Here is a 15763-nt window from a genome sequence, read left to right as displayed (position 1 = left end):
ACGATGAAAATGGTGGATTTACACAGGCAGTACCTCGGCATTCGCGATGAGGTGGAGCGTGCGATGGGAGAAGTCATCGCACAATCCGCGTTCATCAAGGGCCCTGCGGTCGGGCTGTTCGAGCAGGAGTTGGCCCAATGGCTGGAGGTGCGGCATTGTATCGCCTGCGGCAACGGCACCGATGCGCTCCTGCTGTCGCTGCTGGCCGTGGGGCTGCAACGGGGCGACGAGGTGATTGTCCCGGCCTTTGCATTCGCTGCCGTGGCCGAAACGGTGCTGTTGCTGGGGGGCGTCCCGGTCTTCGCCGACGTCGATCCGCGTACGTTCAACATCGATCCGGCGAGCGTCGCCCGCCTGGTGTCGGGGCGTACCCGGGTCATCATTCCCGTCCACCTGTTCGGCCTGCCGTGCGATATGGCTGCGTTCACGGCCATCGCGAAGGAGCACGGGCTGAAGATAATCGAGGACAACGCTCAGTCGCTGGGCGCCGTATGCCGCATGCCCGATGGAACGAGCCGCTATGCGGGTACGGTCGGGGAGATCGGGTGCACTTCGTTCTTTCCCTCCAAGGTGCTGGGCTGTTATGGCGACGGCGGCGCGGTATTCACCGACGACGACGAGCTGGCCGCCCGCATCCGGGCTTTGGGCAGCCACGGTTGGTTCACCAAATACGACAGCCGGTACGTCGGGCTGAATTCGCGGCTCGACACGTTGCAGGCCGCTGTGCTGCGGGTCAAGCTGCCCCGGCTCGGGGCATGGATTGCCGCCCGCCGGAGCGTGGCGGCACGTTACACGGAGCGCATGGGCGGCCTGCCGTCGGTCGTGACTCCGGCCGGGGCGGCGTACGCTACTCACGTCTACCACCAGTACACCGTCAGGGTGCCCGCGGAGTGCCGGGACGGACTTCGGGCCGCACTCGCGAAAGAGGGCATACCCTCCATGGTCTATTATCCCGGGACCTTGTGCGAACAGCCTGCATACCGGGACGCCTGCGTCTGCGACCCCGCGATGCGCCATGCCGGGACATTGCCGGCGACGGTACTGTCGCTTCCGATGGACAGCGAACTGACCGACGCGGAGGTGGAGCGGGTGGCGGACGCCGTATGCCGCTATTTTACCGATAACGAAAAACGATGCCATGAGTGAAACGTTCGTTCATCCCTCCTCGGTCATAGACGACGGGGCGGTCATAGGCCCGGGTTGCAGAATCTGGCATTTCTCGCATATAATGGGCGGGGCCGTGCTGGGGCCGTCGTGCAACATCGGACAGAATGTCATGATTGCACCGGACGTGCGGCTGGGCCGTCAGGTAAAGGTGCAGAACAATGTGTCGATTTATTCGGGCGTGATTTGCGAGGATTATGTTTTCTTGGGCCCCTCATGCGTTTTTACCAACGTCAAGAATCCCAGGAGCGAGATTTCGCGCAAGGACCAGTATAAACCCACCGTCGTGCGCCGGGGAGCTACCGTGGGGGCCAATGCCACCATCGTATGCGGTGTCGAAATCGGCCGATATGCGTTTATCGGTGCGGGGGCCGTCGTTACGCACCCGGTTCCCGATTATGCCCTTGTGGAGGGTGTGCCCGCACGTGTGGTGGGGTGGATGAGCCGCCTGGGGCACAAGTTGGAATTCGACGAAACGGGGATGGCCGTGTGCAGGGAATCGGGGCGTACCTATCGCATGGCCAATGGATGTGTTTATGAAGAAGATGATATATGATCGGCTGATCGCCCGGGAGGCGTCGTTGGCCGTAATCGGGCTGGGATATGTGGGGGTGCCTGTGGCGCTGAAGTTTGCCCGGTATTTCGACGTGGTGGGGTATGATAGGGATGCCGGCCATATTGAAGAACTGCGTAAAATGTACGGCGACGGCTGCGGGAGCATCCGCTTCACCTCTTCGGAAGAGGCGTTGTCCCAAGCCGCTTTTTATATCGTCACGGTGCCTACGCCGGTCGATGCGCGCAAGGAGCCCGATTTGACCTGTCTTATCGAGGCGACACGTACCGTGGCGCGCTACCTGAAACGGGGCGATTACGTCGTATATGAATCCACGGTCTATCCCGGATGCACCGAGCAGGAATGCGTGCCGTTGCTGGAAAAGGGCTCCCGTTTGAAGCTCGGCGGGGACTTCAAGGTGGGATATTCGCCCGAGCGCATCAACCCCAACGATTCGGAGCACACGTTTTCGAACACCTCCAAAATCGTGTCGGCGAACGATGAAGAGGCGCTGAACCAGATCGCGCGCGTGTATGCGGAGGCCGTGTCGGCCACCCTCTGCAAGGCATCGGGCATCCGGGTGGCCGAAGCCGCCAAGATGGTCGAGAACGTGCAGCGTTGTGTCAATATCGCCCTGATGAACGAATTGCAGCGGTTGTTCTCGTGTATGGGAATCGATATGGGAGAGGTCATCGATGCGGCCTCGTCCAAATGGAATTTTGTAAAATACAGGCCGGGACTGGTAGGAGGGCATTGCATCCCTGTCGATCCGTTTTATCTTGTTTCGGCCGCTTCGAAGCTGGGTGTCGAAATGCCGGTCACGAGTTCGGGATGCGCCGTGAACGACGGCATGGCGGCGTACGTGGTGCGGTCGCTGCTTTCGGCCATGCGACGCGACCGGCACGGGGCGAGGGCCCTGCTGATGGGGGTTACCTACAAGGAAAACATCGACGACATACGCAACTCCCGGGTTGCCGATATGGTCGGCTTGCTGGAGCGGGAGGGGATAAGCGTCGATGTGACCGATCCCTGTGCCGGGCCCGATAAAGTCTATGACATGTACGGAATTCGGCTGGTGCCGGCTTTGCAGCCGCCCTACGATCTCATTATCGTGGCCGTGGCACACGATGCTTACCGCGGGTTCGACGACGCCTATTTCCGCTCTATTTCCCGCGGGCCGGCCCTCTTGGGCGATATTCGCGGATTGTATAAAGGCCGGATTGAATCACTCGGGTACTGGAGCCTGTAAGGGCTGCCGGGGCGTATGGCATGAGGAATGAAAAGGTACTCCTTCCCTGTGAGCGAAAGAACCGGTAAGAGCCGCACGTTGCAGGCTTTGTGGCTGGCCGTGGCTAATCTGTCGTCGTTGAGCGTGACGCTGGTCTTGCAGGCGATACTCTGCCGTTACATGACGACTTCGGAGTATGGCACTTACAGCCAGGTGTTGTATGTCTACAATACGTTGCTGGTCGTCTTTTCGCTGGGACTGCCCAAAGCATATTCTTATTACCTGGCCCGCGTATCGCCGGAGGAGGGCCGGGATGTCGTATGCAAACTGAATGTGTTGTTTCTGGCCCTGGCGTCCGTTTTCTCATGTTTTTTGCTTTGGGAGGCCGCCCCGATAGCCCGATGGCTCGGCAATGCGTTGCTGGCGGAGCCCTTGAGGCTGTTTGCCGCAGCGCCTCTGCTGCTGATGCCTGTCATGGGGGTGGAGAATATTCTGATCGTGTACGGCAAATCGCACCTCGTGGCCGTGTATGTGACCGTAAGCCGCCTTTTCATGATTGCATGTGTCGTGCTGCCGGTCGTGGTTTTCGGGGCGGGGGTGTCGGGAGCGGTCGTCGGTTTCGTCCTTTCGTCGTTGGTTTCCTGTTTGGTCGGGCTGAAGTTGTCGTTCATCCCGTTTCGGAATGTATCCCGGGTGAAGACCCGGTTGACCGTCGCAGAGCTGTTCCGCTTCTCCATGCCGGTGTTTGCCTCGGGTATGTACGGATTTGTAATCAGTTCGTCGAGTCAGTTCTTCGTGAGCCGCTATCTGGGTGTCGAGGATTTCGCCCTGTTCTCGAACGGTTACCGTGAACTTCCGCTGGCCGGAATGGTTATCGGAGCCGTGGCTGGGGTGCTGCTGCCGGAATTTTCGAGGATGTCGGCGGCCGGGGCCGACAGCAGTCAGTTTGTCCGACTGTGGAAAGCGGCTGTCGTCAAATCCTCGTCGGTCATTTATCCGTTATCTGTATTCTGCTGTGTTTTCGCTCCCGAGATTATCTGCCTGCTTTATGGGGACGGGTATCGGGAGGCGGCCGGCCTGTTTCGGATTGTCACCGTCATCAACCTGGCGCGTATCATGCCTTACGCCCCTGTCCTGTTCGCCCTGGGGCAGGGCAAAGCCTTTGCCCGGGCACATTTTGCCACGGCTGTGCTCATCGTAGGGCTCGACCTGTGGTGCGTCATGGCGTTTCCCTCGCTGCGGGCCATTGCGGTCATTGCCACGGCCTGCACGCTCTGCTGCCTGTTCATGCTGATGATGACCACCGCCCGCCTGCTGCGGACTTCTCTGGCGGGGCTGATGCCGTGGAGGATGCTGCTGATTATTCTGCTCGCATCGGCTGCAGCCTGTGCGGCGGCCCGGCTGACCGTCGCCCTGACCGGTATGACGCATCATCTTGCCGTCGTGTCGGTGGGCTTTGCCGTCTGTCTGTTGTTATACGTGCCGCTTTCGTTGCGGGCGGGAATCCGCTATGTACAGCTGTTCGGCCCCGTGCTCTCGCTCATACGGCCGAACCGCACATAACGCTTCCTGCGCTTGCTGTCGCCGGCTGCCGGGCCGGGGCGGAATCGCTGCCGTCCGGCTTTCATGGGCGCAGGCCGGAGGTTCCGGGTCGCAAGCCGCCGGTCAACTCTGTTTCAGGGCTTCCTGCCCTGCCAGATATTCGAGCAGTTTTTTCACTTGATTCTTACGGGTATATTGCCGTATCTTGTCCCAGTCGCGGGGCAGCACCTCCTTGTTCTTCCAGAGCGAATAGCAGCGCAGGAGCATCCGCTTGACATCCTCGTTGTCCGATTCGTCCGCGGTGAAGCCGGAATGCGTCTCTTCGAGCAGGGAGGCGATAACGTCGTCGGGGTCGCAGATGGCCAGAATCGGTTTGTTGGTGGCCAGGTAGTCGAACAGTTTGCCGGTGTAGACGCCTTTTCGTCCCTTGGGGTGCACGACGACCAGCGTGTCGGCCTCCTGCGTTTTCCGTATGACTTCGTCGTGATTGACCTGCCGGAGCTGAAATACGTTCGACTTCATGTTTTCGGGAACGGACAGCGGTATGTTGTTCCCTATGACGAGTATCCGGCTGTCGGCCGGAACAGCTCCCTCGGCGATGAGCTCGGAGAAGGCCCTGAACCATTTGTCCGGAGTAATCAGATTATGAAAATGACCTGTGAATGCCATGGTGTAGACGGGTTGGAACGAAACGCTGTGAATCTCTTCATAATCGTACCCGTTCGTTATTTCGATGACCTTGTCGGTTCCCCCGCCGGTTTGTTTGAAGTCTTCGACGAGGGGGGCCGATACGGACAATACCAGATCCGCCTCTTTCAGGATTTTGCGCTCATACGAGAGGAGCCGCCGTCTGTTTATCGATGACATCCAGGGCCATTTCGACATCTCGTCGCGCATGTCGGCAATCCAATAAAACCGTGCTTCCCTGTGTAATCTGTATGCGACCTGATGCGAGGAGAGGTTGCCGTATGAACTTAATACGACATCGAACCGCCGGCTGCTTGTGAGTTCATGCGCTTTCCTGTATGCCCTGAATTGCCATAGTCTTTTGTAATCGAGCAATAAGCGTCCTTGCAAGGCCGTCAAGATGCGCCGGGGAGTCCATTTCTTTCTGCGAAACAGGAGGGAATCCATTTGCGACGGGGTTAACACCGGGTCTTTCACATAGTGGACTTCGCATCCGTGCCACATTGTCGTTTGGTCGCGGTCGCCTTCGGTCACGACGCTCACCGAATGCCCCGCTTCCCGAAAATATTTGGCGAAGGCATTGAGCCTGAATGAGGCGATACAGTTGTTGGGGTAAAAGTAATTGCAAACAATCAATATATTCATACTTCAACTGAAAATATATCCTGTCAACGGCCGGTTCGGCAACTCATGGGTATACGGGTGCCGTCCCGTTATTTTCCGGCGATTACGAACTCGATTTCGCGGAACAGGTATGCGTGCCGTGTGCCGTCGGTGTGGCGGAGAAGCAGTTCGCCCGAGGGGCGCACGCCCTCGATTGCGGCCTCGACGAGCGTGCCGTCGGGGCCGCGGAACGGGTGCAGCTCGCCCAGCCGGTACATACGACGCCGGTATTCCTCCTGCAGGGCCTCCTTTGCCCCCTGTTCGAGCTGCGCATAACGCTCCATGCAGCGCGCATGGAACGTGTCGAGCACCTCGCGGCGGTCGAACGTGCGGCCTGTGGCCAGCGCCATCGACACGGGGTTGGGCAGCGCCGGGTCGAAGGCCGTCTGGTTGACGTTGATGCCGATGCCGGCGATGGTCCGCGCCAGGGTCTGCCCCGAGTAGCTGTGCTCGATGAGGATGCCGACCAGTTTTTTGTCCCCGACGTAAATGTCGTTCGTCCACTTGATTCGGGCGTCGACGCCGAAATCGGCGAATGTGTCCGTAAGGGCCAGCGTCACGGCCTCCGAAAGCAGGAACTGCTCGCCCACGGGCAGGAAGCGGGGCTCGAGCACCAGTGTGAAGGTGAGGTTTTCGCCCTCGGGACTTGTCCACGAGTGTCCGCGCTGTCCGCGGCCGGCGGTCTGCCGCTCGGCCCAGACGATGTCGCCGTGGCGGTATTCGGGCCGTTTGGCGTCGTCGTTGGTCGAGGTGGTTTCTGCGATGTGGTAAATCATGGTTATTGCCTGAAAAGTTCTTCGAGGGTTGCAGCGAGTGCTTTGCCCCGCAGTTCGCGGGCGACGACTTTGCCCGTCGAACAGTCGATGAGGTAGTTGGTCGGGAATTTGGTGACGGAGTAGAGAGCGCAGACGCGCCTGTCGGCGTCCGTCAGGTTAATCCACGCCATCCCGTCTTCGGCGATGGCTTTTTTCCAGGCCCCGGCGTCTTTGTCCGTCGACAGCCCGACGACTTCGAATCCCTTGTCGCGATAGGCGTCGTAGGCAGCCCTGATATGCGGCATCTCCCCGCGGCAGGGCCCGCAGTCGGCGAACCAGAAGTCGAGCAGCAGGTAGCGGCTGCGTTTCATGACCTGGCTCAATGCGACCGGGTTGCCGCTATCGTCGTTCGCCGTGAAATCCACGTATCGGGCGAGTTCCCGCGACCGGAGCACGCGCTCGATATGTTCGAGGGGGCGTTTCATCAGCCGGCAGGTGCGCAGGTGCAGCGGGAAGAGGCCGACGATGGAATCGACCCGGGCCCGCGAAATGTTTTCATCGTAATGGATAACGCCGTCGACCATCGCCACGCCGAAGATGTTGTCGGTATTGGCCGCGAGGTTGCGCGCCGGGGAACCGACGAGGCTGTCGAGCAGCGCGGCGCGGTAGGCCTTGTCGTGGTCTTCGAAATTGTAGGCGTGCAGCGCCCGGTTCGCGAACCGCAGGTGCGCCCCGAAAGCATCGTTGGCCGGGGTGCCGGAGGGATAGTACTCGATGTTGTCGTGGTTGCTGGACTGCTCGGCATTCATGCGGCCTTCGATGCGGATATTGCCCGGCTCGATGTAGAACACTGCGGCGGTTTGTTTGTTTTTACGCACGAGGGCGGCTTCCGTCGGTTCGTCGTAGCGCCCCTTGTAGCGGAACGAGCCGTCGGCGGCGGGAAGCATGGCGAGCGTGTCTTTCGTGACGGATTCGACCAGTGCGACCGAGTCGTCCAGTCCCTCGATATGTCCTGTGAGGGTGTAGCGGAAGCCTGTCGGACGGCATCCGGCCAGCAGTGTCGCGGCAGTCAGCAGGAGCAGTGCCTTTTTCATGGGGCGGCGGTTGGCAGAACGGGGTTATACCGATACGCCGAAGTCGCGCAGGGCGTCGTTCAGCGAGGTTTTCTTGTCGGTGGACTCCTTGCGCTGGCCGATAATCAGCGCGCAGGTGATGCTGTATTCGCCCGCGGGGAACTGTTTGCGGTAGCTGCCCGGGACGACCACCGAGCGCGGCGGCACGAAACCCTTGTAGGTGACCGGCTCCGGCCCGGTGACGTCGATGATGTGCGTCGAGCCGGTGATGACGGTGTTCGAGCCGAGCACCGCCTCGCGGCAGACGTGCGCCCCCTCGACCACGATCGAGCGCGAGCCGATGAAGCAGTTGTCCTCGATGATGACGGGGGCGGCCTGCACGGGCTCCAGCACGCCGCCGATGCCCACGCCGCCCGAGAGGTGGACGTGTTTGCCGATTTGTGCGCAGGAGCCTACCGTGGCCCACGTGTCGACCATCGTGCCCGTGTCGACGTAGGCGCCGATGTTGACGTACGACGGCATCAGGATGGCACCCGGGGCGATGTAGGCGCCGTAGCGCGCCACGGCGTGCGGCACGACGCGTACGCCGAGCTGCTCGTAGCCGTGCTTGAGCTCCATTTTGTCGTACCATTCCAGTTCGCCGGCCTGCATCTTGCGCATGGGCTGGATGGGGAAATAGAGGATGACGGCCTTCTTGACCCACTCGTTGACCTGCCATTCGTTTTTGGCGGGGTCGGCGGGCTCCGCGGTGCGCAGCTGCCCTTTGTCCACCAGCTCCACCACCTGCCGCACGGCCTGCCGTACGGGCTCTTCTTTCAGCAGTTCCCGGTTTTCCCAGGCCTGCTCGATTATCTTTTTGAGTTCGCTGTACATGATTTTCGGTTGTTTTTGCAAGCCAAAGTTACGCAAAAACTTCGGTTTCCCGGCCTGCAGGGTGAAAAATAACCTTTTTGCAGGCCGGTAAAGGGGTAAAAATGTGTGCGGTTTCTTATTTTTTCCTAACTTTGCCCCGATGTTCACCCAAACTCCTGTATTATGATGAAATTATCGCGTAAGGCCGTGGCCCTGGCAGGTGCTGCGGCGATGATGGCAAGTTGCAGCAACATGAAGCAGATAAAACACATGCCTTATCCCGAGGCGGAGCGCACCGACGTTACGGACAATTATTTCGGCACGGAGGTGGCGGATCCCTACCGCTGGCTGGAAGACGACAATTCGCAGGCCACGGCCGCCTGGGTGGCTGCCGAAAACGCCGTGACGCAGGACTATCTGTCGCAGATACCTTTCCGCGACGCCATCCGCGAGCGGCTGACCCGGTTGTGGAACTATCCCAAGGAGGGCATCCCGGCCAAACACGGCGATGCGTGGTACTATTTCTACAACGACGGATTGCAGAACCAGTCGGTGCTCTACCGTGCAGCGGCCCCCGGCGCGAAAGGCGAGGTGTTCCTCAATCCCAATACGCTCTCGGACGACGGCACGGTGGCGCTTTCGTCCGTGGCTTTTTCCAAAGACGGCAAATACTGCGCCTGCGCGGTGGCCGAATCCGGCTCGGACTGGGTGGAGATTCGTGTGATGAACACCGCCGACCGCACCTTTACGACCGATAAAATCAACTGGGTGAAGTTCTCCGGCGCCGAGTGGGCCCCCGACTCGAAAGGGTTCTATTACAGCGCTTACGACGCTCCGAAGAAAGGGGTGTTCTCGTCGCAGAACCAGTTCCAGAAAGTCTATTACCACCGGCTCGGCACGCCGCAGTCGGCCGACAAGCTGATTTATATGGACGCCGAACATCCGCTGCGTTATTTCTCGGCATGGCCCAGCAAGGACGGCAAATGGCTCTTTATCTCCGCTTCGGAGGGTACGTCGGGAACCGAAATCCTCTATAAAAAGGTTTCCGAGCCGAAGTTCCGCACGCTGCTGCCGGGCTTCGACGCCGATTATTCGCTCGTCGAGTGCCGTGACGACCGGCTCTATTACATAACCAACCGGGATGCGGCGAACAACGCGCTGATGAAGGTCGATTTGAACGACCCGTCGTGCGTGACGGCGGTCATTCCGGAGAATGAAAAGAGCCTGCTCGAAAATGTGACCGCCGCCGGGGGATACCTCTTCGCCTCTTATCTGCAGGATGCGCAGAGCAAGGTCGTCCAGTACGGTTTCGACGGCAAACCGGTGCGCGACATCGAGCTGCCGGGCATCTGCACCGCCGCCGGATTCAAAGGCGACGACGAGGCTGCCGAAATCTATTATTCGGTGGCCGGATACACGGCTCCCGCCACGATTTACAGGTACGATGTCGCTTCGGGCGAATCGACGCTGTTCAAGGCGCCGGAATTGAATTTCGACCCTGCGCTGTTCACCACCGAGCAGGTGTTCTTCACGTCGAAAGACGGCACGAAAGTCCCGATGTTCGTCACGCACCGCAAGGATATGAAGCTCGACGGCAAGAACCCGTGCTACCTCTATGCCTACGGTGGTTTCCAAATCAACCGTACGCCCGGCTTCCGTCCCTCGGCCATCATGTTCGTCGAGCAGGGCGGCGTTTTCTGCGAAGCGAACCTGCGCGGCGGCTCGGAGTACGGCGAGGCCTGGCACAGGGCCGGCATGCTGGAGAACAAACAGAATGTTTTCGACGACTTCATCGCGGCGGCCGAGTACCTGATTGCCAACAAATACACCTCGACGGATAAGCTCGCCATTGCGGGCGGTTCGAACGGCGGCCTGCTGGTCGGCGCCTGCGAGGTGCAGCGCCCCGACCTCTATGCCGTCTGCCTGCCGGCGGTGGGCGTGATGGACATGCTCCGCTACCACAAATTCACGATCGGCTGGGGCTGGGCCGTGGAGTACGGTTCGAGCGAGGACGAGGAGCAGTTCCGCTACATCTACGAATATTCGCCCCTGCACAATATCCGCGAGGGCGTGAAATACCCGGCTACGCTCGTCACGACGGCCGACCACGACGACCGCGTCGTTCCGGCGCATTCGTTCAAGTTCGCCGCGACGATGCAGCACTGCCAGGCGGGCGACGCGCCGATTCTGATTCGCATCGAGTCGAAAGCGGGCCACGGCGCCGGCAAACCCACGTCCAAACGCATCGACGAGGATACCGACGTCTATGCATTCCTGTTCCAGAATGTCGGGGTGCCTTACAGGGCGGTTGCGAATTAGTTTTTAAGAAATAGGTTGATTAGGTTAGAAGAGTATGAAAGTATATAAATTTGGCGGAGCGTCGGTGCGGAATGCCGACGGCGTGCGCAACCTGCGCAAGATTATCGACGACGAACAGAACCTCTTCATCATCGTTTCGGCCATGGGCAAGACGACCAATGCGCTCGAAAAGGTGTTCGAAGGGGTGCAGAAAGGCGATAAGGAACTTTCGCTGGAAAACGTGGCCGCGCTGCGCGACTACCACGCGGGGATTGTCGGCGACTTGTGGCACGGCCCGAAGAAACTCGAGAAGGTCGAGGCGCTGTTCGACGAGCTGGAGCGCGTGGCGACCGAAACGGTTTACAAGCCCGCCGATGCCGAGTTGTGGTACGACACGATTGTTGCCTTCGGCGAGTTGGTTTCGACCACCATCATCTCGGAGTACCTCAATTACGCCGGGGTGGCGAACCGCTGGATTGACATGCGCCGCTGCTTCCTTACCGAACAGCGGCACAAGGACGCCGGGGTGGACATCGGGGCATCGGAGTCGTTGCTGAAAAACGAGCTGGCCAAGTGCGTCGAGAACATTTTCGTCGGACAGGGCTTTATCGGCGGGGCGCCCGACGGTACGACCACGACGCTCGGCCGCGAAGGGTCGGACTACTCGGCGGCCGTGGTGGCCAACATTCTCGACGCCGAGTCGATGTCGGTGTGGAAGGATGTGGACGGCGTGCTGAACGCCGACCCCAAGATTTTCCCCGACGCCGTGCAGATTTCGGAGCTCAACTACCTCGATACCATCGAGCTGGCATACAGCGGCGCGCAAATCATCCACCCCAAGACAATCAAGCCGCTGCAGAACAAGAACATTCCGCTGTACGTGCGTCCTTTCGGCGACAAGCGCAAGCCCGGCACCGTGATTCGCGGCATGTCGGCGCCGGTCGAAGTGCCGATTCTGATTCTCAAGAAAGACCAGGTGCTGCTGACGATTCGCTCGCGCGACTTTTCGTTCGTGCTGGAGGAGAAGTTCGCGACGATTTTCTCGCTGCTGGAGCGTTTCCGCATCAAGACCAACCTGATTCACAATTCGGCGGTCAATTTGAGCCTGTGCGTCGACAACTCGTGGCATATCGACGAGGCCATCGAGGCGCTGCGCGAAGCGGGTTTCGATGTGATGAAAGCCGAGAATATGGAGCTGCTGACCGTGCGCGGCTATACCGACGAGCTGTGGCGCCGCTATGCGCGCGGCCCGCAGGTGTTCGTGCGGCAGGCGACGCAGTCCACGGTGCGCGTGGTGCGCAGACGCGAATAGGAAAAATCCGGTGTCCCGGGAAATGGAAGGAACCCAGATGAAAAAGGTAAAGATTACCGTACTCAAAACGACGTTCGATGCCGAGCTGGCTGCCGAATACGGAGTCCAGGGACTGAAGCCATGTCCGATGATGCGCCCCGGACAGGTGTTCTATGCCGATTACGCCAAGCCCGACGGATTGTGCGACGAGGCGTGGAAAGCGATTTACCAGTATGTTTTCGCGCTGGCGCACGGCGCCGGGGAAGGGCTGTTTTACTACGGGGACTGGATTCGTAAACCCGGCGTGGCGATTGTCAGCTGCAACGACGGACTGCGTCCCGTGATTTTCAAGCTGGAAGCCACCGACCGGGTATCCGTGCCGCCGGCGGGGGAGGCGTATCCTGCGCCGGAAGACATGGAATAACCCGGGACAGACAATCGAAAAGCGGAACTCCGTCGGAGTTCCGCTTTTTTATGGACGGAGTCGGTGTCCGCTACCGCCCCTCCGTGCCCTGGCGCATGTTGCGCAGCACGGTCCAGGTCGAATCGTCGCGGATTTCGCCGTTGCGCTTCATGTTCCAGATTGAGCGGGCGATGTATTTCTCGATGTCGCGCTGCAACCGCTTGTAGAGCGGGCATTTGACGTAGTTTTCGTTGTCGAGCAGCACGTCGCGGATCGAACGCAGCGAATTGGTGTAGTTCGACATTTCGTTCTTGAGCGCCACGCCCTGTTTCTTCGAGGCTGTGATTTTGGCAATCGACATCTGCCGCAGTTTCTCGCATACCGAGTTGAGCAGAATCATCACCACGTTGTCCATCAGCGTGTGGCCGTGCATGAACAGGTAGGCGTTCTCGGGCGCCAGCCCCCGGCTTTTGAGCTGTTCTGCGAACTCCTGCAGCGGCTCGATCATCTTGGGGTTGCGCCGGCGCAGCAGCTCTTCGCGTTTGTCGACGTTGCGCCGCAGCCACGCCAGCGTTTTTTCGCCGTTGTTCTCCAAATCGAGGAATCCGATGCGTACGGCCGACTTGAAGTCGATTAGGGGAAAGACGTTCTCCGTAGCCAGCTGCGCCGAGTAGGCGTACCACAGGAACAGCGGGTAAATCGTGCAGGAGTATTCGTGCATGAAGCGCACGAAGTCGAAGATGCGCGTGTCGTTTTTGGTGGCCTTGACGCAGATGTTGTGCAGCGAGGGGGCGTAGCAGAGGAAATTCTCGGTGGCGTAGGCGTAGGTGTGGAACATGTAGCGGGCGTTGTTCACCTCGCGCGACTGCTCCGTGCGGTCGGCGAACAGGAAGTCGAAGTCCGAATCGACGCACAGTATCAGCTCCTCCGACGAGTGGGGAATCATGCCCATCAGCACCTTTTTGCCTTTGGGCAGGTCGGCGCGGTTGGGCACCGAAATCTCGAAGCGCATGTAGGGATTCTGGAAATGGTCGAAGATGCCGCGCCAGAAAGCCACGTCCTCGTAGCCTTCGACATAGACTTTCACCAGCCGCTGGTCGGGGTTGGCAGGCAGCGGTTTGGGTAACTCTTCGAGCGTTGCGGGGCGCGTGAAGGGATTTAATTTGCGCAGTTTTTCGCTGAACTTTTTTGCCATACGTCAACAAAGATAATATTTTATTACTTTTGCACAAAATAAGGCGCCCTGAAAGGGCGTTCGATTCCTACTATTCGAACAATATGGCGGACAACGACTGGAAAGCGAGGCTCGGGATGGTCTACTCGACCAATCCCGACTTTCAATATCAGACCGACGAGGCCGGCGAGGCCGAAACGCTGCCCCCGGGGCGGCAGGAGCTGCGCGTGTGGCTCGACCGCAAGCAGCGTGCGGGCAAGGTGGCGACGCTCGTCAGGGGTTTCGTGGGCCGGGATGCCGACCTGCAGGAGCTGGCGCGCCTGCTGAAAACCAAATGCGGCGTGGGCGGCAGCGCCAAGCAGGGGGAGATTATCATCCAGGGCGACCACCGCGACCGCGTGGTGGAAATTCTCACCAAAAGCGGCTACCGCTGTAAAAAGGCCGGGTCGTAGGATGCGCCGCCTGTTGTATATCGTCCTGTTTCTCTGCGCTGCGGGCGCTGCCCGGAAGGCCGAGGCGCAGTATTACACGTGGGGCTCCGACCCTGCGGGGTTGAAGTGGAGTACGATCCGCACCCCCGACGTGCGGATGATTTACCCCGACACGGTGGCGGGGGTGGCGCGCCGCACGCTCTTTTTCATCCGCACCGTGCAGCCCGACATTTCGTACGGGTTCCGCCACGGGCCGATGCGCATCCCGTTCGTCATGCACCCCGAGAATTTCCAGTCGAACGGACTGGTGATGTACCTTCCCAAACGTGTGGAGTTCCTCACTTCGCCCGCCATCGACGGCTATTCGATGCCGTGGTACAAGCAGCTCGTGGCGCACGAATACCGCCATGCCGTGCAGTACAACAACCTCAACCGGGGCGTTATCCGCGCCTTGAGCTATGTGCTGGGCCAGCAGGGTTCGACCATCGGCCTGCTGTGCATGCCGATTTGGGCCATGGAGGGCGATGCCGTGATGTCCGAAACCGCCATGTCGTCGTTCGGCCGCGGAATGCAGCCCTCGTTCTCGATCGGGTACCGCGCCATCGGGCGCGTGGGCCGGGATCGCGGGGACACCCGCGACAGGCGCAACATCGACAAATGGTTCTGCGGCTCTTACCGCGACTACATCCCCGACCATTACGAACTGGGTTACCAGATATGCTCCTATGCCTACGCCCGTTTCGGCGAGAATGTCTGGGACAAGGTGGCGTGGTACGGCTCGCGCAACCCCTATGTGCTGGCTACGACACGCGTCGCGCTCGAGAAATATTACGACACCAACGTCAGCAAGCTCTTCCGCGAAACGTTCGACGAGCTGGAGCGCCACTGGAATTCGCTGCCCCAAGTGCGGGACAGCGCCGCACCGCTCACGCCGATGCCCGCGGATAACTATACGACCTACCAGTGGCCGCTGCCGCTGGACGATACGACGGTGCTGGCGCTCAAGACCGACTACGACCGTTCGTCGCGCTTCGTGCGGCTCGATACCCGGACGGGGGCCGAAGAGGTGGTCTGCCATACGGGAGCGGTTTCGACTCGTCCCGCGATGGCCGGGGGGCGTGTGTGGTGGACCGAGTACCGCCGGTCGAAGCTCTTCGAGCAGCGGGTGAACTCGCAGCTTTGCTATATGGATTTGGACGACGGCGTGCCCCGTACGTTCGCCGGGCGCCGCAATGCGCTCTATCCCACGCCTGCACCCGGTGCATTGGCGTGGGTCGAGTACAATCCCGACGGCCGCTATACGGTCGTCGAGGAGCGGGACGGAGTCGTGAAGCGGTTCGGAACGCCCGACCATGCCGAGATTCACGGCCTGGCGTGGGACGACGCGACGCAGGCCTATTACGTCATCGTGACGGACGATTCGGGCATGTGGCTCGGACGTATCGGCGACAGCGGCCTGCACCCCGTTACCGAGGGCGCTTACATCACGTTGAGCAACCTCCGGGCGGCCGGCGGCCGGCTTTACTACGGGTCGATTGCCTCGGGTAAGGACGAGGTGCACTGCTACGACCTCGCTGCCCGCCGCGAATACCGCATCACCACTTCGGCCTACGGGTCGTTCGCGCCCGCGCCGTGGCCGGGGGCGGAGG

13 protein-coding genes and 1 pseudogene are annotated in these 15763 nt (G+C 60.2%); 9 read left to right on the top strand and 5 right to left on the bottom strand.

Annotation, left to right across the window (positions count from 1 at the left end):
• Positions 1-9 precede the first annotated feature (9 nt).
• From QZT71_RS08145 to QZT71_RS08130, 4 genes are read left to right on the top strand one after another with little or no spacing between them, the layout of a single operon-like run.
• Entirely contained in the window at positions 10-1146 is a 1137-nt protein-coding gene (locus QZT71_RS08145; protein ID WP_295914911.1) for a DegT/DnrJ/EryC1/StrS aminotransferase family protein, read from the top strand.
• Complete coding sequence (locus tag QZT71_RS08140; RefSeq protein WP_295914907.1) at positions 1139-1720, top strand: acyltransferase; 582 nt, start codon at positions 1139-1141, stop codon at positions 1718-1720. Before QZT71_RS08145 ends, QZT71_RS08140 begins: the two co-directional genes overlap by 8 nt.
• A complete protein-coding gene (locus tag QZT71_RS08135) occupies positions 1701-2966 on the top strand; it encodes a nucleotide sugar dehydrogenase (RefSeq protein WP_295914904.1) in 1266 nt (421 codons plus the stop codon). The genes QZT71_RS08140 and QZT71_RS08135 overlap by 20 nt, the downstream gene beginning before the upstream one ends.
• A 48-nt stretch (positions 2967-3014) precedes the next feature.
• The gene (locus QZT71_RS08130) at positions 3015-4508 is read left to right on the top strand and encodes an oligosaccharide flippase family protein (RefSeq protein WP_295914901.1); all 1494 of its coding nucleotides are present in this window, start codon (positions 3015-3017) and stop codon (positions 4506-4508) included.
• 102 nt (positions 4509-4610) lie between these two features.
• Here the strand turns inward: QZT71_RS08130 and QZT71_RS08125 are convergent, their stop codons facing one another.
• The 4 genes from QZT71_RS08125 to QZT71_RS08110 all read right to left on the bottom strand — a co-directional run bounded on the left by QZT71_RS08125 (position 4611) and on the right by QZT71_RS08110 (position 8538).
• Positions 4611-5819: a glycosyltransferase gene (locus QZT71_RS08125; protein WP_295914899.1), complete on the bottom strand. Its 1209-nt coding sequence runs from the start codon at positions 5817-5819 to the stop codon at positions 4611-4613.
• 68 nt (positions 5820-5887) lie between these two features.
• Positions 5888-6613 (bottom strand): biotin--[acetyl-CoA-carboxylase] ligase, encoded by a 726-nt coding sequence (locus QZT71_RS08120; protein ID WP_295914897.1) that lies wholly within the window; start codon positions 6611-6613, stop codon positions 5888-5890.
• 2 nt (positions 6614-6615) lie between these two features.
• Positions 6616-7686: a TlpA disulfide reductase family protein gene (locus QZT71_RS08115; RefSeq protein ID WP_295914894.1), complete on the bottom strand. Its 1071-nt coding sequence runs from the start codon at positions 7684-7686 to the stop codon at positions 6616-6618.
• A gap of 24 nt (positions 7687-7710) precedes the next feature.
• Complete coding sequence (locus QZT71_RS08110) at positions 7711-8538, bottom strand: 2,3,4,5-tetrahydropyridine-2,6-dicarboxylate N-succinyltransferase (RefSeq protein ID WP_295914888.1); 828 nt, start codon at positions 8536-8538, stop codon at positions 7711-7713.
• Between the two features lie 162 nt (positions 8539-8700).
• Here QZT71_RS08110 and QZT71_RS08105 point away from each other — a divergent pair, with 162 nt between their 5' ends.
• The 3 genes from QZT71_RS08105 to QZT71_RS08095 are packed head-to-tail and all read left to right on the top strand — an operon-like array spanning position 8701 to position 12530.
• Positions 8701-10836, top strand: a complete 2136-nt coding sequence (locus QZT71_RS08105) for a prolyl oligopeptidase family serine peptidase (protein WP_295914885.1) — start codon at positions 8701-8703, stop codon at positions 10834-10836.
• Positions 10837-10870: 34 nt separating this feature from the next.
• On the top strand, positions 10871-12127 hold the full coding sequence (locus tag QZT71_RS08100) for an aspartate kinase (RefSeq protein ID WP_295914883.1): 1257 nt from the start codon (positions 10871-10873) through the stop codon (positions 12125-12127).
• A 37-nt stretch (positions 12128-12164) separates the two neighbouring features.
• Positions 12165-12530 carry a TIGR04076 family protein gene (locus QZT71_RS08095; protein WP_295914950.1) on the top strand — a complete coding sequence of 122 codons (366 nt, stop codon included), beginning with the start codon at positions 12165-12167 and terminating at the stop codon, positions 12528-12530.
• Between the two features lie 70 nt (positions 12531-12600).
• Here the strand turns inward: QZT71_RS08095 and QZT71_RS08090 are convergent, their stop codons facing one another.
• Positions 12601-13704 (bottom strand): DUF4435 domain-containing protein, encoded by a 1104-nt coding sequence (locus tag QZT71_RS08090; RefSeq protein WP_295914880.1) that lies wholly within the window; start codon positions 13702-13704, stop codon positions 12601-12603.
• An 83-nt stretch (positions 13705-13787) separates the two neighbouring features.
• Here QZT71_RS08090 and QZT71_RS08085 point away from each other — a divergent pair, with 83 nt between their 5' ends.
• Complete coding sequence (locus QZT71_RS08085) at positions 13788-14135, top strand: translation initiation factor (RefSeq protein ID WP_295914947.1); 348 nt, start codon at positions 13788-13790, stop codon at positions 14133-14135.
• Between the two features lies 1 nt (position 14136).
• Positions 14137-15763: pseudogene (locus QZT71_RS08080) on the top strand (hypothetical protein); the annotation flags it as partial.

The sequence above is a fragment of the uncultured Alistipes sp. genome, assembly GCF_902388705.1.
Lineage (GTDB): Bacteria > Bacteroidota > Bacteroidia > Bacteroidales > Rikenellaceae > Alistipes.
The sequence above is the reverse complement of the archived record's forward strand: the minus strand, read 5'-3'. Positions and strand labels throughout refer to the sequence as shown.